General features: G+C 55.6%; 20 protein-coding genes and 1 pseudogene. 8 read left to right on the top strand and 13 right to left on the bottom strand.

The window, feature by feature from the left end:
* The first annotated feature begins 32 nt into the window (after positions 1-32).
* From EK22_RS16905 to EK22_RS16895, 3 genes are all read left to right on the top strand, one after another.
* Positions 33-287: a hypothetical protein gene (locus EK22_RS16905; RefSeq protein ID WP_232216307.1), complete on the top strand. Its 255-nt coding sequence runs from the start codon at positions 33-35 to the stop codon at positions 285-287.
* Between the two features lie 197 nt (positions 288-484).
* Positions 485-1,894 carry a high affinity choline transporter 1 gene (locus tag EK22_RS16900; protein ID WP_036252843.1) on the top strand — a complete coding sequence of 470 codons (1,410 nt, stop codon included), beginning with the start codon at positions 485-487 and terminating at the stop codon, positions 1,892-1,894.
* A 57-nt stretch (positions 1,895-1,951) separates the two neighbouring features.
* Positions 1,952-2,281 carry an exosortase system-associated protein, TIGR04073 family gene (locus EK22_RS16895; RefSeq protein ID WP_036252841.1) on the top strand — a complete coding sequence of 110 codons (330 nt, stop codon included), beginning with the start codon at positions 1,952-1,954 and terminating at the stop codon, positions 2,279-2,281.
* Positions 2,282-2,592: 311 nt separating this feature from the next.
* Here EK22_RS16895 and EK22_RS16890 read toward each other — a convergent pair whose 3' ends face one another.
* The 3 genes from EK22_RS16890 to EK22_RS16880 all read right to left on the bottom strand — a co-directional run bounded on the left by EK22_RS16890 (position 2,593) and on the right by EK22_RS16880 (position 6,701).
* Positions 2,593-5,052 (bottom strand): NAD-dependent epimerase/dehydratase family protein, encoded by a 2,460-nt coding sequence (locus tag EK22_RS16890; protein WP_036252838.1) that lies wholly within the window; start codon positions 5,050-5,052, stop codon positions 2,593-2,595.
* 164 nt (positions 5,053-5,216) lie between these two features.
* Complete coding sequence (locus EK22_RS16885) at positions 5,217-5,996, bottom strand: metal ABC transporter permease (RefSeq protein WP_036252836.1); 780 nt, start codon at positions 5,994-5,996, stop codon at positions 5,217-5,219.
* 6 nt (positions 5,997-6,002) lie between these two features.
* A complete protein-coding gene (locus EK22_RS16880) occupies positions 6,003-6,701 on the bottom strand; it encodes a metal ABC transporter ATP-binding protein (RefSeq protein ID WP_036252868.1) in 699 nt (232 codons plus the stop codon).
* A gap of 37 nt (positions 6,702-6,738) precedes the next feature.
* Here EK22_RS16880 and EK22_RS16875 point away from each other — a divergent pair, with 37 nt between their 5' ends.
* Positions 6,739-7,674 carry a radical SAM protein gene (locus tag EK22_RS16875; RefSeq protein WP_020157289.1) on the top strand — a complete coding sequence of 312 codons (936 nt, stop codon included), beginning with the start codon at positions 6,739-6,741 and terminating at the stop codon, positions 7,672-7,674.
* A 265-nt stretch (positions 7,675-7,939) separates the two neighbouring features.
* Here the strand turns inward: EK22_RS16875 and EK22_RS16870 are convergent, their stop codons facing one another.
* From EK22_RS16870 to EK22_RS16860, 3 genes are all read right to left on the bottom strand, one after another.
* A complete protein-coding gene (locus EK22_RS16870; protein ID WP_036252834.1) occupies positions 7,940-8,296 on the bottom strand; it encodes a hypothetical protein in 357 nt (118 codons plus the stop codon).
* Positions 8,297-8,945: 649 nt separating this feature from the next.
* Positions 8,946-9,479, bottom strand: coding sequence for a copper resistance protein NlpE (locus EK22_RS16865; RefSeq protein ID WP_036252832.1), 534 nt, complete (start codon positions 9,477-9,479; stop codon positions 8,946-8,948).
* Between the two features lie 231 nt (positions 9,480-9,710).
* Entirely contained in the window at positions 9,711-10,325 is a 615-nt protein-coding gene (locus tag EK22_RS16860) for a cation efflux transmembrane domain-containing protein (protein WP_036252830.1), read from the bottom strand.
* A gap of 517 nt (positions 10,326-10,842) precedes the next feature.
* Between EK22_RS16860 and feoB the strand changes: the two genes are divergently transcribed.
* The 3 genes from feoB to EK22_RS16850 all read left to right on the top strand — a co-directional run bounded on the left by feoB (position 10,843) and on the right by EK22_RS16850 (position 15,407).
* Positions 10,843-12,840, top strand: coding sequence for a ferrous iron transport protein B (feoB, locus tag EK22_RS16855; protein WP_051961946.1), 1,998 nt, complete (start codon positions 10,843-10,845; stop codon positions 12,838-12,840).
* A complete protein-coding gene (locus EK22_RS25325) occupies positions 12,812-13,333 on the top strand; it encodes a P-loop NTPase family protein (RefSeq protein WP_051961945.1) in 522 nt (173 codons plus the stop codon). Before feoB ends, EK22_RS25325 begins: the two co-directional genes overlap by 29 nt.
* An 85-nt stretch (positions 13,334-13,418) precedes the next feature.
* Positions 13,419-15,407, top strand: coding sequence for a heavy metal translocating P-type ATPase (locus EK22_RS16850; RefSeq protein WP_051961944.1), 1,989 nt, complete (start codon positions 13,419-13,421; stop codon positions 15,405-15,407).
* A gap of 50 nt (positions 15,408-15,457) precedes the next feature.
* Here the strand turns inward: EK22_RS16850 and ahcY are convergent, their stop codons facing one another.
* The 7 genes and pseudogenes from ahcY to EK22_RS16820 form a co-directional block, all read right to left on the bottom strand.
* Positions 15,458-16,723: an adenosylhomocysteinase gene (ahcY, locus tag EK22_RS16845; protein WP_036252866.1), complete on the bottom strand. Its 1,266-nt coding sequence runs from the start codon at positions 16,721-16,723 to the stop codon at positions 15,458-15,460.
* 98 nt (positions 16,724-16,821) lie between these two features.
* Positions 16,822-17,757, bottom strand: coding sequence for a ZIP family metal transporter (locus EK22_RS16840; protein ID WP_235209435.1), 936 nt, complete (start codon positions 17,755-17,757; stop codon positions 16,822-16,824).
* Positions 17,720-18,169, bottom strand: a complete 450-nt coding sequence (locus EK22_RS16835) for a YkvA family protein (protein WP_051961943.1) — start codon at positions 18,167-18,169, stop codon at positions 17,720-17,722. The genes EK22_RS16840 and EK22_RS16835 overlap by 38 nt, the downstream gene beginning before the upstream one ends.
* 104 nt (positions 18,170-18,273) lie before the next feature.
* Positions 18,274-19,039 (bottom strand): annotated as a pseudogene (locus EK22_RS25600) (cytochrome-c peroxidase).
* 194 nt (positions 19,040-19,233) lie between these two features.
* Positions 19,234-19,611, bottom strand: a complete 378-nt coding sequence (locus EK22_RS16825; RefSeq protein ID WP_036252828.1) for a heme-binding domain-containing protein — start codon at positions 19,609-19,611, stop codon at positions 19,234-19,236.
* A gap of 428 nt (positions 19,612-20,039) precedes the next feature.
* A complete protein-coding gene (locus tag EK22_RS25475) occupies positions 20,040-20,171 on the bottom strand; it encodes a NifB/NifX family molybdenum-iron cluster-binding protein (protein ID WP_255360596.1) in 132 nt (43 codons plus the stop codon).
* A gap of 59 nt (positions 20,172-20,230) precedes the next feature.
* A complete protein-coding gene (locus EK22_RS16820) occupies positions 20,231-20,737 on the bottom strand; it encodes a hypothetical protein (protein ID WP_027146944.1) in 507 nt (168 codons plus the stop codon).
* A gap of 260 nt (positions 20,738-20,997) precedes the next feature.
* Between EK22_RS16820 and EK22_RS16815 the strand changes: the two genes are divergently transcribed.
* Entirely contained in the window at positions 20,998-21,639 is a 642-nt protein-coding gene (locus EK22_RS16815) for a hypothetical protein (protein WP_036252826.1), read from the top strand.
* Positions 21,640-21,688: the final 49 nt, after the last annotated feature.

The raw sequence follows: 21,688 nt of genomic DNA, 5'->3' as shown, positions 1-21,688 counted from the left end.
CATAAAGTTTTTTATCTTAACTGATGTTAGGCATGGACGATTTTATCCCGTTTGCCGCGCCGAGCACCGCAGCTTTCGGCGAGAACAGCCCGAAGGGGCGCTGCATGGATGCAGCGCGTTGCCAAAGGGACAGGAAGTCCCTTTTGGCAACCCTCGTCGAAAGTGAGGAGCGCAAGGAAAAAGCGGCAACGGGCGGCCTTTTCTTTGGTTACTTTCTTTTCGACTGCATGGATGCAGGAGGTAGAGCAATGCAGGAGCAATTGCCGAGGCCGCGCAAAAGAAAGTAACTCGCCTTCGGGTGCGATAAACCCGATTCAAATAATCGTCGCGCTAGCGACACTTTGCTAAACCGATCTGAATTCAACTTACTGCGTAACATCAGATCTTAATATTCTCTCCGCATGCTTCGCCGGATCATTTCGTTACAAAATATCAGGCCAGCTGCGCTAGAATAGCGGCCTTTTTTTAAGCCCATTGTAAGAATATGCCTACAGTTGTCTACGGGATTATTGCCTATATCCTGCTGCAATTGCTGATCGGCGTGTATTTTTCGCGCCGTATCGTCAGTGAAAACGATTATCTCCTGGCCGGGCGCAGCCTTGGCCCGGGCATGGCCAGTCTGAGCGTGTTCGCGACCTGGTTCGGCGCCGAAACCTGCATAGGCGCGGCCGGCTCCGTTTACGAGAACGGCCTGTCGGGCGCGACCATCGACCCGTTCGGCTATACCATCTGCCTGGTGCTGATGGGCATGGTGTTCGCCGTGCAGTTATGGCGGCGCAATCTGACCACGCTGGCCGACCTGTTTGCCCAGCGCTATTCGGCCAGGGTTCAAAACCTGGCCGTTCTGCTGATCGCGCCGACCTCGGTCATGTGGGCGGCCGCGCAGATTCGCGCGTTCGGGCAGGTGTTGTCGGCCGTGTCGGGATTTGAAGTGGAACTGGCCATTGCCGCCGCGGCGCTGGTCGTGATCGTCTATACCATGTACGGCGGCCTGATGGCTGATGTCGTGACCGACGCCGTGCAGGGCGTCGCGTTGATTATCGGCCTGTTGCTGCTGCTGTTTTTTGTGCTGGAGGCGGGCGGCGGTTTCGACGCGTCCATGGCGCATATCCATCCGGAACGGCTCAGTCTGTTCGGCGCCGAATCCGGCGGCCTGATCGCCAAAATCGAGCAGTGGGCCATACCGATCTGCGGCTCGGTCCTGTCGCAGGAACTCGTCGCACGCGTGCTGGCCAGCCGCTCGCCCGAGGTGGCGCGCCGGGCCTGTATCCAGGGAGGCCTGTTGTATCTGGCCGTGGGCTTGATACCGGTGTTCATCGGCCTGCTCGGCTTTCAATTGGTGCCGGGCCTGGCGCAGCCGGAGCAGATTCTGCCGCGGCTGGCCCGCGAGCATCTGAATACGTTTTTGTACATCATTTTCGCCGGCGCGCTGATCTCGGCTATTTTGTCGACCGTCGACAGCGCCCTGCTGGCGGCCTCCGCCCTGGTGTCGCATAACCTGATCGTGCCGGCCGTCAGGACCATCAGCGATCAGGGCAAGGTCAGAGTCGCGCGGATCGTGGTCATGGCATGCGGCATCATCGCCTTTGTGCTGGCGCTGCATGCCGATCGCGTCTACACGCTGGTGGAAGAGGCGTCGGCATTCGGCAGCGCCGGTATTTTCATCGTCGTCGTGTTCGGCCTGTTCACGCGTTTCGGCGGCAGCATGAGCGCCGCCGTTACGCTGCTGACCGGCATGTCGACATGGATTGTCGGGCATCATGTGCTCGATCTGGGCGCGCCTTATCTGCTGTCTCTGGCGACGGCGCTGGTCAGCTATGTGCTGGCGGGGTACTTGGAAACGCGGCGGCCCAAGTCATGGCTGATGGTTAAGCGCAAAGACTTCAATTTTTAATACCCGGCTTATGCAGTAAGATAGGCTTTCCACATAATAAGAAGTAGAGGAATGCATATGAAAAAGTTACGCACTTATCTGTTGGCTGCTTTTACGGCGGCGATGCTATTGTCATTTCCTGATGCCCATGCGCAATCAGCCGCGCATAAATTTGGCCGGGGACTGGCGGGCATGACCTGTGGTTTTCTGGAAGTGCCGGGCAATATTATCCATGAAACGCGCGCCCAGGGTGCCGTTGGCGTACCCATCGGCCTGGCGAAAGGGGTGGGCATGCTGGTGGCCCGTGAACTCATCGGCGTTTATGAGTTTGTTACCGCGCCTTTCCCGGCTCCGGAAGGTTTTCGGCCTATCTTAGCGCCTGAATATCCTTGGGATTATTTCGAATAATATTTCATAAACCACGCAACTCACTAGGCTTGGCTGGGTGTGCATACGACATGCCGCTCTCAAAGCACGGTATCGGTTCCCACGGAGGAGAGACTGTGAAAGTATTCAATTTAAAGGGTTTAACCACGAAGGACACGAAGAGCACGAAGTTTTAAGCCTTTGATTAACTTAATTTTTTCTTCGTGTCCTTCGTGATCTTCGTGGTGAATAAGGCTTTTTATGACGTTTTTCACTAATTCTTTCACAGCCTCAGGACCGTGGGAACCAGGGAAAGGTACGCAGTGCGGACCCTACGGGCTTTTAGCCAACCGCTAAAACAAATACCGGCTCCAGCCGCCATAGCTGTGCTCGACCTTGCCGCGCGGCAGGCTGGCGGCAATCAGCAACAGCGCCGCCAGGACGCCGGACCAGTCGGCGAGGCGACTGCCGCCCTCCAGCATTAACGGCGAGGCTATCAGGGCGACAGCCAGCAGTATATTGATGAAGCGCGCCGGCCGCATCACTTCCGCCAGCGCTGTGATGGAAACCGTCACCACGAGAGCGCCGATCAGGTGATCGCTATTGGCCTGCTCGCCTTGCGTCCCGAAAATCAGCCGCGTGCACATCAGCCAGACGCCGATGGCCGCGCTCAGAACCAGCGTCCAGGGCAGATTGACGCCACCGCCGAGCATATCCTTGAGGAGTGCCCAGGGCGAGCCTTCGAAATTTTCCCGTTCGGTCTTGCGGCCGCCTTCCATCGTGTCGCCGCGCAGGAAAGCCAATATGACCGATTTGCCCTTGCGGCGGCGTTCGGCCAGAAATTGGCCCGTGGCGATTATTTCATCGAAGGCGTAGGGAATCTGGATCAGCATGGCCGCGGCCCCTACCAGGCACAACGTGCACCAGGTGCCGATCAGAATAGGCTGGATAATGATGAAAAAAATGCTGACGGCGCCCAGGGGCACGATCATGAGGCCGAACAGAATGACCAGCCAGGGCATCGTGCGCCAGCGGTCGCGCCCGCCGATGATGCCGGTCAGTATTTCCAGCAGGTAAGTCACGGCGCCGAGGCCGGCGTCGGGCACGGGCCAGGCCTTGGAGATGTCGGAAGTGATGATGCGCTCGGTGCCGTCGCCGAAGAAAGGGTCCCAGGCGTTTGGGAGATGGCCCAACTGATAGGCGGCCAGATAGCGCGAAACGTAGAGGCCGATGAAAGCCAGGAAAATGATCGGTATGCGCTGCGTCCATGCCGATGGGCTGTAGTCCCAGCCGGGCGGAATGTCGGGGCCTTTCAAGCTGGCCATGAGGCCGACGCCGGGCATGGGGCGGACCAGGACCGCGAAGCCGATCACCAGCGAGCCCACCAGGGTATCGTTCAAATAAGCCGCCGCGCTCGAGGTCCAGAACACCAGCGGCGCGAACAACAGCCACAATCCCACGACCGCATTGGCAATGCGCGCCCAAGCCATGCGCCGCGACAGCGACAGCGCGCCGAATACCAGCACCAGAGCACCCGCGATCAGATCGTTGAGAACCATGGCTTCACCCGGATAACCCAGGGTAGCCGGACTGGTCATGAGCCAGGTGCCCAACGCCATGTTCAAAAAATGCGCCCAAAGGTTTTCGCTGTGCGTCTGACGCCACGACTCGTTATAGCCATGCAGCAGGTTCTCGGCCGGCTCGGGCTGGGCGGCCATGGTTTCGACCCATTCCGCGGGAGTCAGTTTATTGCGCCGATACCAGCTCAACGGGTCGGCTTTCAGCGCCGCCACGATCGCCGGCAGCGTGTCGCGCAGCGAATGCCGCGGTTCCCAAGCGAGCAGGCTTCGGGCCCGGGCGATGTTCAGTTCATAATGATCATCGGCCAGATCGACCATGAACGGTTTGATGAAGGGCTTTTCGCCCTTGTCGATGGAATCCGGTATCGCGACTTCCATGCGCTCCTGCAAGCCGGCGCCGGCCTTGGCCAACAGTTTCGGCAACGTCTCGGTCGGCCATGTTTCGCCGTGAATCAGGTAGCCGATCTCGTTCTGCAGCGCTTCATACCCTAATGTCAACGGCTCGCCCAGGAGCAGCTCAAGTTCGTCAGGCAGTTGCCTGCGCCGCCGGATCATGCGCATGAAAGCCTCGATCAGGTCGTCGATATGAACAAACGATTGGCCGTGCGAGATATCGCCGGCGAAAAACCGGCTGGTGAACTGGCGCTCGTAAATCCGCTGTATCTGATTCGCGAGCGTCGGCGGTTGCAGGCTATCAGTATAGACGCCGGCGATGCGCGCCAATATATAGGGGATGGCGCCGTGCTCGTTGAGGATGACTTGCTCGGTTTCCCGCTTCGATTGGGGATAGGCCCATTTAGGCTGTATCGGCCAATCCTCCGTGATCGGCACGCCGGGATCGGTCGGCGCGTGCACGAGCATCGTGCTGGCGTAGATGAACTGTTCGACTTCAAACCCTTGCAAGGCGCGCAACAGGCGGCGGGTGCCCTTGACGTTGACGCTCTCGTAAAGCGGGTTCGGTTCGCCGGTAAAATCATAATAGCCGGCCAGATGCACCACCGAGGCGATGCGCGTGCCGTGATGCTGGCGTACGTCATCCAGGGCTTTTTCAACGGCGCTGTCCGAGGTCAGGTCTATATCGATGTAGCCGGGAAATTTTTCAGGGTCGGCATCCCGGTCGAGGCCGACAACACGGTAATGCTGTTCCAGCGCTTTGCTCAGCGCCTGGCCGAGGAAACCGCTGATGCCGGTAATCAACACAATGTCTTTGGCGTTCGCAGTCTTGTTAACCATGAGCGTTTTCTCCTGAAGAGTTTGAGCGATCATCCGGTTTATCGAGCCATCGCGAAACGGATACCTGACGGATTTTCGAGCGACAAGGGCAAGATAAAGTTCATGCTTTTATCGATAATACAAACACTTGCGCTATAGCGGAAGAACCTGTCCGCGCACCGGCATCAGTGAAAGGACAGGGCAAAAGGTTTGAAAACGGAAACCAGGAACAGAATCACGCTGACGATAATAATCGCGGGGCCTGGCGGAATGCCTGAAGCCGCATAGACCAGGATGCCGGCCAGGCAGGCCAGGCATCCTGCGAGGGTACTGATCAGCGCGTATTGCCCCAGGCTGGTGCTGAGGTTTCTCGCCGTGCAGGCAGGAATGGCAAGCAGCGCCGCGGTCATCAAGCCTCCGACGATACGCACGCCCAAAGCCACGGTGATGGCAATGCAGATGAGATAGAGCGTGTTATTGCGCTTCAGGTCCGCGCCGGCGGTCTGCGCCAGGTCCGGTGAAATGCCGGCCAGGATCAAATCCTCATAAATGGATTTGATCATCCAGAACAGGCCCAGGGAAATCGCGGCGGTACTGAAAACGGTAGCCGGTGTTATCCGGGAAATGTTGCCCAGTAAGGCGATATCCGTCTCTTCTTCCGGCAGGAACAGAAAGGCGACCGCCAGCGAGCCGGAAAACACCACCGCTGTCAGCGCTTCCAGGTGCAGCCGGGTCTTTCGTTCCAGAAACCAGATCATTGCCACGCCGAACGCCAGGAACAGCACCGCGCCGAGCGACACGTCGAAACCGTAAAGCAATGCCAGGGCCACGCCGGGCAAGGTCAGATGGCCGAGCGCCCCACCCATTAATGCCATGCGTTTGGTCAACATCAACGACCCCAGATAACCGCCGACGGCGCCGATTATCCCAGCAAGAATAAGCGCAAGAAAAATGTGTCCGACCATGATTTTTTACCCGTGCCGATGTTGATAAAATTTAATGCCGGTACCGTAAAGCAGCTTCAACTGTTCCGGCGTCAAGACTTCGTCGGGCTTGCCCATGCACATCTGCTGCCGGTTCAGGCAGAGGACTTGCGTGGCGTATTCCCAGACGACATGCAGGTCGTGAGTCACCAACAGCATGGTCAGGTTCTGTTTCTGCCAGAATTTATGCAGCAGGCTGTAAATGGTTTCCTCTCCGCCGATATCGATGCCCGACGTGGGCTCATCCAGGATCAAGACATCCGGATTATCCAGCAACGACCAGGCAATCATCATGCGTTGAAACTGTCCTGTCGATAATTCGTTGAATTGTCGGCTTAAAAAACTGTCATCCAGACCGACATCGGACAACATTGCCTTGATCGATCCGGTATCATGCGTTTTGAAGTGAAAGAATTCCGCCAGTTGCAGCGGCGGAAGGCCTTGCCGCTGCAGCGATTCCTGAGGCGGAAGATAGCCGATTTTCCGGGCATGCCAGATAACGCTGCCCTGATAGGGCAGAAGATTCAGCAGGCCGCGCAGCAGCGTGGTTTTTCCGGCGCCGTTAGGGCCTAAAACGATCAGAATGTCCCGTTGCGCCACGGAAAAAGTAAGCCCTTCGATGATGGCTTGTCCGTCATAGGCCATGCGCAAATTGCTGACTTCCAAGATTTTGTTATCATTGGTCATTATTTCCACCGCCATGCAATAAAAAAGTGAGGCGCGTATGCTTGTATTTGGACCCGTACCGTCAAGACGCCTGGGACGCAGTCTGGGCATCAACAATATACCGCCGAAGCACTGTTCCTATTCCTGCCTGTATTGCCAGGTAGGACCGACGCAAGCCTCGGAAATTCAGCCCCGTGCTTTTTACCGGCCGGAAGATATTTTCGATGCCGTCGAGCAGCACCTGGCAAAGCTTAATGAGCGGCAGGAAACCGTCGATTATTTAACCTTCGTTCCGGACGGCGAGCCTACCCTCGATGCCGGTCTCGGCAAGGCTATTGAATTGTTGCGCGGCCTGAACATCAACATTGCCATCATCTCCAATGCCTCGCTGATCTGGCAAGCCCCGGTGCGGGAAATACTGAACCTGGCCGATTGGGTGTCGCTAAAGGTGGATTCCGTTGACGCACCGGTCTGGCGGCGCATTAACCGGCCCTGTGAAGGGCTTGTATTGGACGACATATTGGCCGGCATGCGGGCTTTTGCCGCCGATTTTAACGGGACGCTGGCGACCGAAACCATGTTGCTCGAAGGCATCAATACCGGTCAGGGCTCGGTGGAACGTCTGGCGGCATTTTTGCAAACACTGGCGCCCGACAACGTTTATCTCGCCATACCTACGCGTCCCACCGCCGATAGCAGCGTTCACGCACCCGGCGCGGAAACGCTCAACCGCATCTACCAAACCGTAAGCCTGATCATGCCCGGCGTTGAATTGCTCACCGGCTACGAAGGCGATGCCTTCTCTTCGACCGGCAATTTTACCGATGATCTGCTGGCAATCACCGCGGTGCACCCGATGCGCAAGGACGCTGTTTTAAAGCTGCTTGGCAAAACCGGTCAGGACTGGAGCGTCGTTCAACAGTTGTTGGCCCGGAAAGCATTGCGGGAAGTCGAGTACCAGGGGCATTATTTTTATCTAAGAATGCATCATTAAAAACAATTTGCATCTCTTATCCCACCACTGCCGTAATGCCCTGGTAGTCAGTCAATTTAATTATGGCGGGTAAATTGTAGGTGCGAATTTATTCGCACTATTCACACGCTATGAATGCTCTGCAAATTTTACTCGTCAGACCAAGGCTAACTGAGTGCCAGTTGTTAAATTCATGGAGTTATGGCGCCGTTTGAGGCGGCCCCGTTGTTGCGCCGGCCGCCAAAGTTCGGTTCGAGTAAGAGCGCGGTTTGTCCGCCATTTAAAATCAAAGGGAATTATACAGTTCCAACGTTTTGTTGATTTTTTCTGTCGCGCCTTCAATATCACCTTCTTTTAATTTGATTTGCGCCTGAATGATGCATGCGTTGGCCTGTTTGACGATGTCCGGATCTCCCGTTATTTTTTTGGCAATCGCACGCGCGGCTTTTAAATGATTACTGGGCGGCACGAAATCGTTTTTGACGATTTCGACTCTCGCCGCTTCAAGATGCATGATGGCTTCATTGGGGCTGAAAACTGAAGGTTTGGCGGCTTCTTCTTCCTGCGCATAAGCGATAAGGCTGGTTGAAGCCAATGAGAAAGCCAGTAAGAACGTTAATGCTGTGTGTTTGATAATATTCATAAAATAAAGTCTTGGTTGTGATTATCGGATGGTGTCGGTAAACATGCTTGAAAAACAAACTGTTTCGGCCTGCATGCCGCGGATTAATCGCCGATGACCTTAGCTTTAAGATGAACTTAGTTTTAAATGGATGTGATTTGCAGTGAAACTATCATAGTGTGAACTCCGTGGACAATACGGATAAATACCTAACGGATGTTTCGCGTGGGGACGCGGCATGCGCCCACCCTATAGCTGCGGGCTATGTTTATCCTGTACCAGAGGTATGTTATCCCGGTTTAACAGGCAAGCCTTCGAAGATAATCTCTTGAAATTATCAGATGGCAGGGGAGTCGGGTTTAAAAAAAGCCATGTTTCATGGATGGCTCAGGTTAAAAGAGATCAGCCATCGACGTTTGTTATGTTCGATTGCATGCCATGCGGTGATTGCAGCATGGGCTACCGGCTGTACGTCACAAGGGGGAAAGGGCTGTGAATGAGGGACAAGTCGACACGGAAAAGCGCCTGACCGAATTTGTTTATGTTGATGGAGTTTTGTCGATGTCCGATATCCTGTCTCGGCAATAAAAAACCGCCTTTGCTTTTGCCGAGGCGGTTTGTTCCAGGCAAGCCCTTTATGCGCTTCCGTTGTTTTCGAGCAGGCTGTACGTCAGTGAATATGTACCTCTCGCGATTTGACCGTATCGCTTCTGCGCAAAACATAGCGATCCGCCTCACGGGTCATCCTGGCGCCATCGTCATTAAGCTGAATGAGCGTCCCTTCATCTTCAATATGGTAGTACCGTTTGTGCGTCCCGCCCTTCTTTGGCGTTAAAACAACGGTTTGATCTTCGTCGTTCCAGCTGTATTTCCCTTTTTCATAAAATTCCCTTGAGGACTCTCTTGCGGGCTGAGTTACCAGCAAATAATTGTCTTTTTGTTTTAAAGACAGCGTCGTTTTAATTCCCGCGCAATCGTCGCAGGGGAGATAGCCGTAGAAAACACCACGAAATTCCAGACTTTTATCGATAGGGTTTTCGTGTGCGGCGTGATTGGTTTCCTGTTCGTGGATTTTTGCCCGTGCTCTGGCGAAGCCTTCTTGCGCTTCGAGGTCGGTGGCTGCCATTGCGGGAACAGCAGAGAACAGACTGGTAAAAAGCAACAAGCCCAGACTGTGTGTAAAGGGTTTTTTTAATGCTTGCATAATGACTCCCCGGAAAGTAACGATGGTTATGCCAGTGGATAATGGAAGGGAAAATTTACCAGATTTGCCCTCAAAGAGCTTGTAAATTTGTCAGCAAAAACCGGTCCGAACCACGTCATTTGCCAACCTCCGGTCATTCAGACGGTATTGGCGACAGATAGCGCTGGAGGTGAAGAGGGTGCGGTGGGTGAAGCGCGGCAACGCATGCCGGCGCCTTTGGGGATCGCAATCTCAGGATGCCGCACGGTACTCGGCCATGGCCGAAGCAATAACACGGATGGCCGAGCGCATCAGAAACACCACGAGTCCCAGCGCAACCGCCATGTCGGGCCAACCGGAACCGGTAAGCCAGACGGCTCCTGCCGCCGCAAAAACCGCAAGATTGGAGACGATGTCGTTTCTCGAACACTCCCATACCGAACTCATGTTCACATCCTCGCGGCGGTGCCGCCACAGCAGAAAAAGGCACAAGGAATTCGCGGCAAGATCAAGCAGGCTGAACGCGCCCATGACCTCGAAGAGGGGCAGACTCGGGACGAACAGTTTGTAAATAACCTGAGCGGCCACGGCGATCGCCGCAAGAAAAATAAGTCCCCCTTTAAACAGGGCGACTTTGGCCTTGACGGCCGTGCTCCTCGATACCGCGTACAGGCTCAGGCCGTAGGTCAATGCGTCGCCCAGGTTATCGAGACTGTCAGCCAGCAGCGCGGTTGAATTGCCATAAAGCGCCGCGGCGACGATAACAAAGAACATCACGGCATTGATGCCGAGAACCATGTATAGCGTCCCGCGCTGCCGTTCGCGCAGGCGCTCCAGGGAACATTCATCGTCGCAACAACCGCTCATCGTGCAATCCTCATTAAGAAACGTGAATGAAATAAGGATTTGGTTGTAAATAATTTCCCTGTTTAAACATAGGATGTGCCGACGACAGGAGGCACATCGTTCGCGAGCGATGCGCTTCGGCTCAGCACATCCTATGCAAGATTCCAGTTTCAGGAAGTAATCTTTAGCCAAATCCTAAGGAATCGAATATCGACAATATTGACTGTCTTATATGAAACCTGATTCATTGTAATTCATCATAAACCCATTGAGTTGATTGCCAAAGTTCTGACGTAACTGGGCAATGGCTGCCTGTCTTGTACCAAACTGAATACAGTCGATGCGAATTAATAATTAGGCGGCCAGATCAAGGCCGGGGTCTTACAAATAATGTCTCTATGATATTTCCCTGAGCAGGACGGGTTTGATTAATTTTAGGGTATAAGATAGAACTAATATTCGTTGACAAGGGGCGGTGCCATTTCAAGCAGGCGCTATCACCGCACCTTATAAATTTCCACATGCAGGATAGTTGTAAATGTATATCAATTTGGGCGACATGAAAGCCGGCGACCGGGGACGCGTCGCGGATTACGACAAAAACTTCCTGCCTTACCGGCATAAGCTGATGGCCATGGGCCTGACGCCCGACACGGAGTTCAAGGTTGTGCGTATCGCGCCGTTGGGCGATCCGGTGGAAATCCGGATGCGCGGTATGGATATCAGCGTGCGCCGGGACGAGGTGGCCGGCTTAAAAATTGAACGCCTGGACAGCGAAGCGACCGTCACTAAGCCTGCTCCGCAGCAGCGGGAATACACCGTCGCCGTCATCGGCAATCCCAACAGCGGCAAAACCACGCTGTTCAACGGCCTGACCGGCGCCCGGCAGCATGTCGGCAACTGGCCCGGCGTCACCGTCGAACGCAAAAGCGGCTTGTACCGATACGACAACAAGGCCGTCAGAGTCGTCGATCTGCCCGGCATCTATGCGCTGGACGTGAGCGATACCGCCACGTCCCTGGATGAAAAAATCGCCCGGGATTACGTGCTGTCGCAGCAGGCGGATCTGATCATCAATATCGTCGACACCTCCCATCTCGAACATAATCTGTACCTCACTACGCAACTGCTGGAAATGCGGCTGCCGATGCTGGTGGTGCTGAACAACATGGACGATGCGACGGGCCGCGACATCAAAATCGACAGCGATGAAATTGCCCGGCGTCTCGACTGCCCGCTGGTTTCGCTGATGGCAACCCGGGGCGATCAGGTCAAGGCGCTGAAATCGACGGTCAACCGCTTGCTGGAGCCTAAAACGCTGTCCCATTTCGCTGTCGGCTATCCGTTGGCGGTGAAGGCGGCGCTGGACCGGCTGGCGTCGCTGGTCGAACAGCAGCTGGACAACCGCTTCGGCGATGCGCGCTGGTTCGCCGTCAAACTGCTGGAACAGGACGGTTTCGCGCTCGACCATGCCGACCCGTCGCTGGCCGGGATGGCGGCGCAGCTGCGCCGCGAAATCGAAGAACAAACCGGCGAAGAGGCGGATATCCTGATTGTGGACAGCCGCTACGGCTTTATCAGCGGCTTGGTTAAAGAGACGCTGACGCGCAAATCCGAGCTGGGCCGCAACCTGTCCGACAAAATCGACAACGTGATTATGAACCGTTTTCTGGGCATTCCGATCTTCTTCGGGGTGATGTATCTGATGTTCACATTCACGATCAAGCTCGGGCGCGCCTTCAAACCATTCTTTAACGACCTCGCGCAGGCGCTTTTTGTCGATGGCATGGGGCATTTTTTGACGCTGCTGGATAATCCGCAATGGTTGATCATGCTGATGGCCCAGGGCGTCGGCAACGGCATCCGGGAAGTGGTCGCGTTCGTCCCGATTCTCGGCTTTCTGTATCTGTTCATTTCGGTACTGGAGGAGTCGGGCTACATGGCCCGCGCGACGTTTGCGATGGACCGCTTCATGCGCGTCCTGGGACTGCCCGGCAAGGCCTTTGTGCCGATGATTCTGGGCTTCGGCTGCAACGTGCCGGCGATGCTGGCGACCCGCACGCTGGAGCGCCCGCGCGACCGCCTGTTGAGCATCCTGTTGAATCCGTTCATGACCTGCGGCGCGCGTCTGGCTGTCTTCACGCTGTTTGCCGCGGTTTTTTTTCCGGACAACGGCGGATTGATCGTTTTTATACTCTATCTGATAGGCGTGGTATTCGCCGTATTGACCGCCTTGTTGCTGAAGAACACATTTCTGAAAGAGGAATTCTCGCTGGTGATGATGGAAATTCCGAATTATCACGTTCCGAAGTTGAAAAATGTGCTGATCAACAGCTGGACCCGGGTCGAGACCTTTGTCGTGCGGGTCGGGAAACTCATCATCACGATGGTCGTGCTCTTGAGCATCCTCAGTTCGCTGGGGACGGACGGCTCCTTCAGAGCCAATAACATCGAAAATTCGGTGCTCAGCGCCGCTGGGCGTCAGGGAAGACAACTGGCCTGCGACGGTGGCGCTGTTTACCGGCGTGCTGCATAAAGTCGTCGTGATCAGCACGCTGAAGACCATCTACGCGCAAGCCGCTCAACCGGAAGCCGCCAAGCCGGCCTTCGATCTGGGCGATGCGGTCAAACGGGCCTTGATGACCATTCCCATGGGGCTGAAAAAAATGTTCGGCACCGGCCCGGAAAGCCAAACGACCGGCCAGGACCCGTTCGTTGCGGCGCTGCATGCGTATTTTCACGGACCCATCGGCGCCTTCGCCTATATGCTGTTCATTCTGCTGTATTTCCCCTGTATCGCCACGTCGGCCGCCGCTTACCGGGAATCCAGCCTGGGCTGGTCGGCGTTCATGGTGGCCTGGTCCACGGGGCTGGCTTATCTGACCGCGACGCTGTTTTATCAGTTGGCAACTTTTAGCGAGCATCCGGAAACCTCGACGGCCTGGCTAGCCGGGACTGCGATGATCGCCGTTGCGGTTGTGCTGGTGTTTCGTTATTGGGGAGATCTTAACAAGCGTAGGTCGGGTTAGCGCCAGCGTAACCCGACGCATCGATAGAGAGGATGTCGGGTTACGCTGGCGCTAACCCGACCTACATCTGACAAAGGACACAATCATGATTTATAAAACCTATTTCGACAGCATCGATGCCGAACTGCTGAAAATCAGCCCCCGCCGGGATATCATGCTGCTGCGCGTCATCGCCGCCGTCATTCCGGTGGCCTTGTTCGGCCTGGATGCGCTTTATGACCTGCCGGCCTTGTACTGGCTGGGCATGCCGTTCTATCTGTTCTGCCTGGCGCTTTATCTGGAAAGCCTGTTGAAAAGCGTGCTGATCATGCGCAAGGTGTCGGCGGAATTGCTGATCGTACTGGTCATGACCGTGACGCTGATCGACGGCGCGCCGTTGAGCGGGGCGATGGTCGCCTGGTTTATCGGCTTAGGGTTGTACATCTCCTTCACGATCATCCGGAAAAACCGGGAAAAGATCGAAAGCCTGATTCAGGAGGGTAAAAAAACCGCCCAGAAGCTGCAAGGCGATAACATTGTAGAAATACCCATCAACCAGATTCACCAAGACGATGTCGTGCTGATCGCTAAAGGCGCGATGGTGCCGATAGACGGAACCATCATCGAAGGCGCCTCGGCGATCGACGAATCCACCATTACCGGCGAACCCTTCCCGGTTTACAAGAAGACCGGGGCCAGCGTGACATCGGGCACGCTGAATCTGAGCGGGCCGCTGCAGGTCAAGGCCGGCAAAAACGGGGACGATTCGTTTCTTTCGGTGATCACCCAGGAAATCGAAAACAGTCTAGAGAATAAATCGGATCTGCAGCGGCGCGCCGATACCACGGTACAGATTCTGCTGCTGTCGGTCACGGCCTATGCCTTTCTGCTGTTGTTTATCACCGGCAGCCTGCATCTGATGGCGACGGCGCTGGCGGTGGTCTGTCCCTGCGCCTGGGCGCTGGCGACGCCGACCGCATTCGCGGCCAATATCGGTTACCTGGCCCGGTCGAACATTCTGGCCCGCGGCGGCGAACCGCTGGAAAACATGCAGGACATCAAAACCCTGATTCTGGATAAAACCGGGACGGTCACATTGGCGGAGCCCGAAGTCAGCCAGGTCATCGAAATAGGCCTGCCGACACAGCCATTGCTGGAACTGGCCGCGTCGATCGAATCCCGTTTCGATCACCCGATCGCGCGCTCGATCATCAACTATGCAAAAAAACAGGGCGTTAATGCTTTTCTGCCGGTCGAACGGGCCGAGGATCTGCCGGGCCGCGGCATCAAGGCCCGAATCGAAGGTCAGGACATCCTGATGGGCAGCGCCGAAACGCTGAGTCTTCAGGGCATTGAATTGCCGGCTATCGATTATACCGGCCGGGCGATCTGGCTGGCGGCCGGCGGCGAAGTCAAGGGCGTCATCGTCATTCGCGACGTCATGCTGTCGGAAATGCAGGGCCTGGCCGATACCATCCGTGCCTGCGGCATCGAAAAAGTGGTGCTGGCGACCGGCGACAATGAGGAGCAGGAAGCCAAACGCGTGGCCGACTACATCCACGCCGATGAATACCACTTCAATTGCAAGCCGGACGACAAAACCGCGCTGGTCAAACAATTTCAGGCGCAGGGCAAGGTGGCCATGGTCGGCGATGGCGTCAATGACGCGCCGTCTCTGGCCGCCGCCAATGTCGGCATCGCCATCGGCGGGCACAAGAATGTCAATCTGGCGATCATTTCATCGGATGTGGTCATTCTCGGGCACGATGCCCAGGATCTGGTCACGATCTTGCGGCTCGGCCATAAAATGGGCGGCATTATCCGGCAGAATTATATGTGGGCCGTCGGTTTCAACAGCGTCGGCCTGGCGCTGGCCACGTTCGGCCTGCTCAATCCGATTTTTGCCGCGCTGCTGCATCATGTCAGTTCGGTGTTTGTCGTCGTCAATGCCGGCCGACTATATTTCACCGGCATCGAGCAATCGCCGATCGGGCCTATGTTCAGAAAAATGGATGAGCTGACCGGCCGCGAGCAGCGCGGCCAAGCCGAGCGCTTGCCTTCCGATTCCGAAGCAGTCGCCGAACAGGAGTCCTAGACCCTGCCTCGAGAAAATTTTTGCAAAGTCGGGACTTGCTAAATTCGCTGTTAAGTGCCTTCCCGCCAGGATGTTAGATAATTCTGCTGTTCCGCTGTCAAGGTGTCGATATCAATGCCCATCGCTGCCAGTTTCATCCGGGCCACCTGTTGATCGATCCCGGCCGGCACCGGATGTACGGCGTTGTCGAGACCGGCGCCATGACGCCATAAATAGGCCATGCTCAGGGCCTGATTGGCGAAGCTCATATCCATCACAGCGGCCGGATGGCCTTCGGCCGCAGCCAGGTTGACCAGCCGCCCCTCGGCCTGCAAGCGGATCTGGCGGCCGTCTTCCAGAAAATACGTTACGACATGGGCGCGTGGTTTGTGTTTGTTGGCGGCCAGCGCTTCCAGCGCCGGAATGTTGATTTCGACATTGAAATGGCCGGAATTGGCGATCACGCAGCCGTCCTTGATGACCTGAAAATGCGCCTGGTCCAGCACATGTTTGTCGCCGGTGGCGGTGACAATGAAATCCGAGCAGGCGGCCGCCTGCAGCATGGGCATGACCCGAAAACCGTCCATCGCCGCTTCAAGGGCCCGGAGCGGGTCGACCTCGGTGACGATGACCTGGGCTCCGTGGCCCTTGGCGCGCATCGCGATGCCGCGTCCGCACCAGCCGTAGCCGGCCACCGTGAACGTCTTGCCGGCCAGCAGGATATTGGTGGCGCGGATGATGCCGTCCAGCGTGCTTTGGCCGGTACCGTAACGGTTGTCGAACAGGTGCTTGGTCATCGCATCGTTGACCGCGATCACCGGAAACCGGAGCGCATCGTCCGCCGCCATCGCCCGCAGCCGTATCACGCCGGTGGTGGTTTCCTCGCTGCCGCCGATCATCTCGTCCAGTAACTCGCGGCGGCTTTTATGCAGTTCGCTGACCAGATCGGCGCCGTCATCCATGGTCAGGTGCGGGCGATGATCCAACGCCTTGCCGATATGCCGGTAATAGGTGTCGCTGTCTTCACCGCATCTGGCGAAGACGGGAATTTGGTCATGCCGCACCAGCGCGGCGGCGACATCATCCTGGGTGCTGAGCGGGTTGCTGGCGCACAGGACCAGTTCGGCGCCGCCCGCGGTCAAGGTGCGGGCCAGGTTGGCGGTTTCGGTGGTGATATGCAGGCAGCCGCTGATGCGTGCCCCGGCCAATGGCCGCTCTTGCCTGAAGCGCGCCTGTATCGCGCGCAGCACCGGCATTTCGGAAAAAGCCCAGTCGATGCGCTCCCGGCCTTGATCGGCCAGCGAAAGGTCATTGATGTCATGGTCGATATTGAGCATAGCGGGTTCTCCTGACGAATGGTTGAGAAACGCGTTTTGTAACAGCCAGCGGCAATCGGGCATAAAAAAACCGCCAATCGCCAATTAGACAGCCAATGTCAGCCCAAAGCCACATCCAGAATCATCATGACGATAAAGCCCAGGATAATGCCCCGCGAAGCGTAATGGGCATTGCCTCTCTCCCTTGATTCGGGGATCACCACGTCGATCACGACAAAGATCATGGCGCCGGCGGCGAAGGCGAGGGCATAAGGCATGATGGGAAGGCTCACGGTGACGGCGGCGGCGCCTATGACGGCGGCGACGGGCTCGACCACGGCGGAGAGTTGACCGTACCAGAAACTGCGCAGCGGCGACCAGCCCGCGCGGCGCAAGGGCATGGCCACTGCGGTGCCTTCGGGAAAGTTTTGCAGGCCGATGCCGATAGCCAGGGCGACCGCGGTGCCCAGACTGGCCGTTTCGAAACCGCCGGCCAGCGCGCCGAAAGCGACGCCGACGGCCAGCCCTTCGGGAATGTTGTGCAATGTAATGGCGGATACCAGCAGCAAGGTGCGTTGCCAGGTCGTGAGTCCTTCCTTTTGTATCGTTGTATCCACCGCGCCGATCTGAAGACGGTGCAGAAGCATGCCGGCGATACTCAGTGCGAACGCGCCGAGGCTGAATCCCGCCGCAGCCGGAAACCAGGCAAAAGCCCCGTAATCGCTCGACAAATCGATCGCCGGCGCCAACAGGGACCAATAGCTGGCCGCCAGCATCACGCCTCCCGAAAATCCGAGCATGACGTCAAGCAGCTTCTGGTTGACCCGTTGGATAAAAAAGACCAGTGCGGCGCCCAAAGCAGTCATTCCCCAGTTGAATACGGATGCCAGCAGGGCTTGCAGAATGTGCGAAATCCCGGCAAACCAATGGGCGGCAGTCTGAAGACCGGTGTGAATCCATGTTGTGAAAAAAGACAGATCCCACTCGGAGGCGACAAAGGCCAGGCCCGCCTCCGCTTCAGTCACGGTCCGACTGCCCCGAAAAAGTATCTTCATACTCGGCGCGAGTTTTGCGCCAGGCCGCATATTTTTCCAATTCGGATTGCACGAGCTTCAGGATAAGCGCCAGGACGGCCACATCGTCCATGTAGCCGATTACCGGGATAAAATCCGGGATCAGCTCCACGGGATTGACCAGGTACAGCAGACCGAAGACCACGGCCACAATCGCCCAGGCCGCGATATTCCTGTAGGCGCCGGAGCGATAATCCCTGATCAATTCCAGGCACAGTTGCACGTCTTTCAAGAGCTTATGCAGCGAGGGGATGCTTTTCACCTTATCCTTGATTTCGATAGCCTTCTCAATAATTCGATCGAGGTGCCGGTCGGTGACTTTTCTGCTGTTATGTTCAAAAAAGGCCTGGTTCAACTGATCCGGGGATTTCCGGTTATCGTCATCACTGGTCATACTGATCTCCGCTGTTGACTGTGGCGGTTATATTTAATCTCCCATGAGAGTGTCACAACTGAAAATTGATCCGTGGAGACAAATTATCCAAGAATTGCGCTTGTTTATTTAATATCTTCAGCGGTCAACTGTGTGAGCGGTTTTCCTCGGTACTCGCCGGTCAGCGTGTTCAGGAAAGCCACGATCTCGGCAAGGTCATTGACCGAGCCGTCATGAAAATAGGGGTAAGTCAATTCTATGTTACGCAATACGGGAACCTTGAAGAAATGGCGATCTTTTTCCTGCCCGGTCACGTTGAAACGGCCGTTGTCGACTTCAGTCGGCTGGCCGCCGCGCAGTTTGAAATAATCCTGTTTGACGCCCATTTTTTCATAGGATAAGCCGCCGAGCACCGGACCGAAGTGGCAGGAGGCGCAATGCGTTTTAAACAAGTCGTAGCCGTCCTTTTCATCCTCCGTCAGCATGTCCTGTTCGCCGCGCAGGTAGCGGTCGAAACGGGAGTTGGGCGTCACCAGCGATTCCTCGAAAACGGCAATCGCATGGGTCACCGTCGATTGCGTCAGGCCTTCTTCCGGATACAGTTTGGCGAAAGCGTCCCTGTAGTGCTCTACGTTGTTAAGTTTCTCGATGACCTTGTCCCATTCCGCGCCCATTTCGACATGGTTGGCGACAGGCCCTGCGGCGTTCCTGCAAGTCCTTGGCGCGGCCGTCCCAGAATTGGGCGATGTTGTACATGGCGTTATAGACGGTCGGTGAATTGATCGGGCCCTCCTGTCCGCGTATGCCGATAGCGACCCTGGCCTGATCGGTGCCGCCCCGGGCCAGGTCGTGGCAGAAAGCACAGTTTAAAGTATCGTCTCCGGAAAGCATGCGATCGTGGAAGAGTTTGTCGCCCAGCGCCACTTTTTCAGGGTCGAGATCAACCGTTAACGGCAATGGGTGCACCGGTTCGCCTTTAAACGCTTCGGCGGCATCCCGGCTCCAGGGATGTTAGGCCCGTTCCTCGGCAATCCAGGCAAGGATGCTGTCTTGCTCGTCGGCCGTCAGGCGCCCGGTCCAGTGCATCAGCAGATATAGCGAAGGGGCATGCTGTCGTTTCGGATGACATTTTCCAGTCGGGCCAGCATCAGGGGCGTAAAGGTTTGTTCGCCGCTATAGACCTGTTTGGATAGAACCAGCCTGTCTCCGGCTTCCTCGACATCTCTCTCCATAAGCTGTTTGGCTATCGGCAGGTCCGAATAGATCGGCATTCGGGTCATGCCGGGCGAATGGCAATCGACGCATTTGTTCTGCAAAATCCGTGACACTTGGGTAAAGCTTTCGGAACTGCCGGAAACAACCGGAACCGGCTCATTTTCACCCGTCAAACCGATCAGGTTGGAAATGGGGAAAAATAAAATGACAGCCAGCAGAAAAAGTAAAAACCATCGGATTCTGGTCATTGTTTGGTTCCGATGCGTTAGAGATTGATACTGTACAGCTAAAGTCCGGTCAAAGTCCATGCCAGTTTATAGGCCGCTAAGCGTGATCTGGCTAAGGAACGGGCATGAAATAAATCAGGGAATTGTAGGTGCGAATTCACTTGTGCCCTTCAGGGTATTCGCACTGTGTGGATACCCTGAAGGGCACAAGTCCCCATAGGGCATAAATAAATCCACACCTACACCGGAAAATTCATCCTCGCACTTAGGAAGTTATTTTATGCGCATTCCTAAGTAATGATAGTCCGGGAAGCTTAATTTAGAACATCTATTCATTAATCAGAAACAACGAGTCCAGAGCAAAGATGCGGACTCATAACCGGCCGCCGGCGACGCCAGCGTACACGCGACTTGTTCATCAAGCGGCAATGCATGATTCATCCGCTCACTTATTCCTGCAGCCGATACAGGTATTCCGTCAGCGCCAGAATGCGGCTACTTTGATAAATCCAGAATTTTCTGCACCGACCGGCATGGCCGGTGATGTCTTTTCGGTTTTGGCTGGCGACAGCAATTTTCATGATAATTGCTGGCTTGTCGGCTGAAATGATCGTCCTTGAATTCAGATGGTTTGCAGAAATTAGTTATAAGACGGCGGTAAAAGCGGCTCAATACCCTCAAATTGAGCGGTAGGGTGATGTTTGGTAATCAATTGGCTGAGTGAGTCGATGCGTTCCTTGGCGATGTCGACCATGACCAGCAGTTCGCCGCGTTCAATGGCTTCCTCGTATTTTTTGACTTTTGAATTTCCAACCTGAAGGCCGGCCAGGCCGCTCATCATTGCGCCGATGGTTGCGCCGTAAATCAAAATACCAAGAACGGGGCCGCCGGCAATTACGAATCCCGCGAGGCGTAAACCGATAAGTCCCGCCAGCACACCTGTTGTGCCGCCTAGTGCCGCGCCTCGTTCCAATGCCGGTATAAAATCCGTTTTCTGAAAGACCGATGCTTCGGGCAAATCCTCCAGGGGCGTGTCTCTTTTGGCTAATATATGGATATGACGGTCTTCTATGCCTTCGGCGCGTAATTCGTCGACAATTTTATGTGTCGTTTCAATATCGGGGGACAAAAAATATATTCTTCTCATTATCTTCTCCGGTTTGATTTTATAAAGCTTCGACATGAACTTTGCCGCGCCGTTCCTGAGTTATCGTGATATAACCGAACCTGATAAAGAACGGCGAGATCACCTTCTGAATCAGGCACGGGAAAATGATGCGGCGGCATTTTGCTCAGTACCGGATTAATCGGTATCCCGGTACTTTCAGGGGGTTACTTAAATTTAGTCGTGACTTTCAATGGTAATCTGATTAAGTTAATGGTTTTTTCAAATTTCCAGGAATCAAAATGAAGCACCGCGGTACTTTCGGCAACTCCATTTCCAGAATCATGCTGACGCTTCTGATGACTTTGCCCGCCGCTGCCACGGCCGCCAGTGCCTGGAGCTATCATCAGGACCGGGACCGCTTGACCAACCGGCCTTATAGCTACGCCAGATCGCCGCTGCCGAGCAGTGCCCGGTATGAACACATCAGGCTGGAGGTCGCCTGCAAGGAAAGCAGGCTGCAATTTGTCATTGACGCCAGCAGCCTGATCGCCTCGCAAGGCCGAGCTTTTGATGTCGAGTATCAAATCGACAAAAACCCGCCGATCAAGATCTCCATGAAAACGTTCCCGGACTCGAAACGCCGCGGCTATACGGAAGAGCATGCCAGGGAAGTTGTCGACGGCATTCTGGCGGGCCAATCGATTTTTATTCGCGTCAACACCATGATCAGACAGGTTCTGACAGCGGCGATTGATTTGGAAGGGGCGGACCAGCCGATTCAGCAAGTGTTTGCCGATTGCGGCATGGCCGTATCGGATAAAGCGGACGATGGCGCGGCCTACAGCTGGGCCGAATTTGAGCGTGACTTTAACAGGCTTTCTCCGGAGCGGCAGCGGGAAGTGCTCGGCAAGATAAAGAGCCTTATGCGGGAGATGCGTTAGGGCGAATTGCCGGGTTACGCCATGCTTTTATGCCCTATGGGCAAACCCG

This window comes from Methylobacter sp. BBA5.1, assembly GCF_000746145.1.
Taxonomy (GTDB): Bacteria; Pseudomonadota; Gammaproteobacteria; order Methylococcales; family Methylomonadaceae; genus Methylobacter; species Methylobacter marinus.
Note: the sequence above shows the minus strand (reverse complement) of the source record. Positions and strands in the feature narration are given on the sequence as shown.

Coding starts and splice junctions, on each gene's coding strand:
- EK22_RS16850 (WP_051961944.1), top strand. CDS start 13,419: ATGATTTATAAAACCTATTTCGACAGCATCGATGCCGAACTGCTGAAA.
- EK22_RS16890 (WP_036252838.1), bottom strand. CDS start 5,052: ATGGTTAACAAGACTGCGAACGCCAAAGACATTGTGTTGATTACCGGC.
- EK22_RS16835 (WP_051961943.1), bottom strand. CDS start 18,169: ATGACCAGTGATGACGATAACCGGAAATCCCCGGATCAGTTGAACCAG.
- EK22_RS16875 (WP_020157289.1), top strand. CDS start 6,739: ATGCTTGTATTTGGACCCGTACCGTCAAGACGCCTGGGACGCAGTCTG.
- EK22_RS16905 (WP_232216307.1), top strand. CDS start 33: ATGGACGATTTTATCCCGTTTGCCGCGCCGAGCACCGCAGCTTTCGGC.
- EK22_RS16900 (WP_036252843.1), top strand. CDS start 485: ATGCCTACAGTTGTCTACGGGATTATTGCCTATATCCTGCTGCAATTG.
- EK22_RS16870 (WP_036252834.1), bottom strand. CDS start 8,296: ATGAATATTATCAAACACACAGCATTAACGTTCTTACTGGCTTTCTCA.
- ahcY (WP_036252866.1), bottom strand. CDS start 16,723: ATGCTCAATATCGACCATGACATCAATGACCTTTCGCTGGCCGATCAA.
- EK22_RS16895 (WP_036252841.1), top strand. CDS start 1,952: ATGAAAAAGTTACGCACTTATCTGTTGGCTGCTTTTACGGCGGCGATG.
- EK22_RS16865 (WP_036252832.1), bottom strand. CDS start 9,479: ATGCAAGCATTAAAAAAACCCTTTACACACAGTCTGGGCTTGTTGCTT.
- EK22_RS16880 (WP_036252868.1), bottom strand. CDS start 6,701: ATGACCAATGATAACAAAATCTTGGAAGTCAGCAATTTGCGCATGGCC.
- EK22_RS16840 (WP_235209435.1), bottom strand. CDS start 17,757: ATGAAGATACTTTTTCGGGGCAGTCGGACCGTGACTGAAGCGGAGGCG.
- EK22_RS16860 (WP_036252830.1), bottom strand. CDS start 10,325: ATGAGCGGTTGTTGCGACGATGAATGTTCCCTGGAGCGCCTGCGCGAA.
- EK22_RS25475 (WP_255360596.1), bottom strand. CDS start 20,171: ATGAAAATTGCTGTCGCCAGCCAAAACCGAAAAGACATCACCGGCCAT.
- EK22_RS16820 (WP_027146944.1), bottom strand. CDS start 20,737: ATGAGAAGAATATATTTTTTGTCCCCCGATATTGAAACGACACATAAA.
- EK22_RS16815 (WP_036252826.1), top strand. CDS start 20,998: ATGAAGCACCGCGGTACTTTCGGCAACTCCATTTCCAGAATCATGCTG.
- EK22_RS16885 (WP_036252836.1), bottom strand. CDS start 5,996: ATGGTCGGACACATTTTTCTTGCGCTTATTCTTGCTGGGATAATCGGC.
- feoB (WP_051961946.1), top strand. CDS start 10,843: ATGTATATCAATTTGGGCGACATGAAAGCCGGCGACCGGGGACGCGTC.
- EK22_RS16825 (WP_036252828.1), bottom strand. CDS start 19,611: ATGACCAGAATCCGATGGTTTTTACTTTTTCTGCTGGCTGTCATTTTA.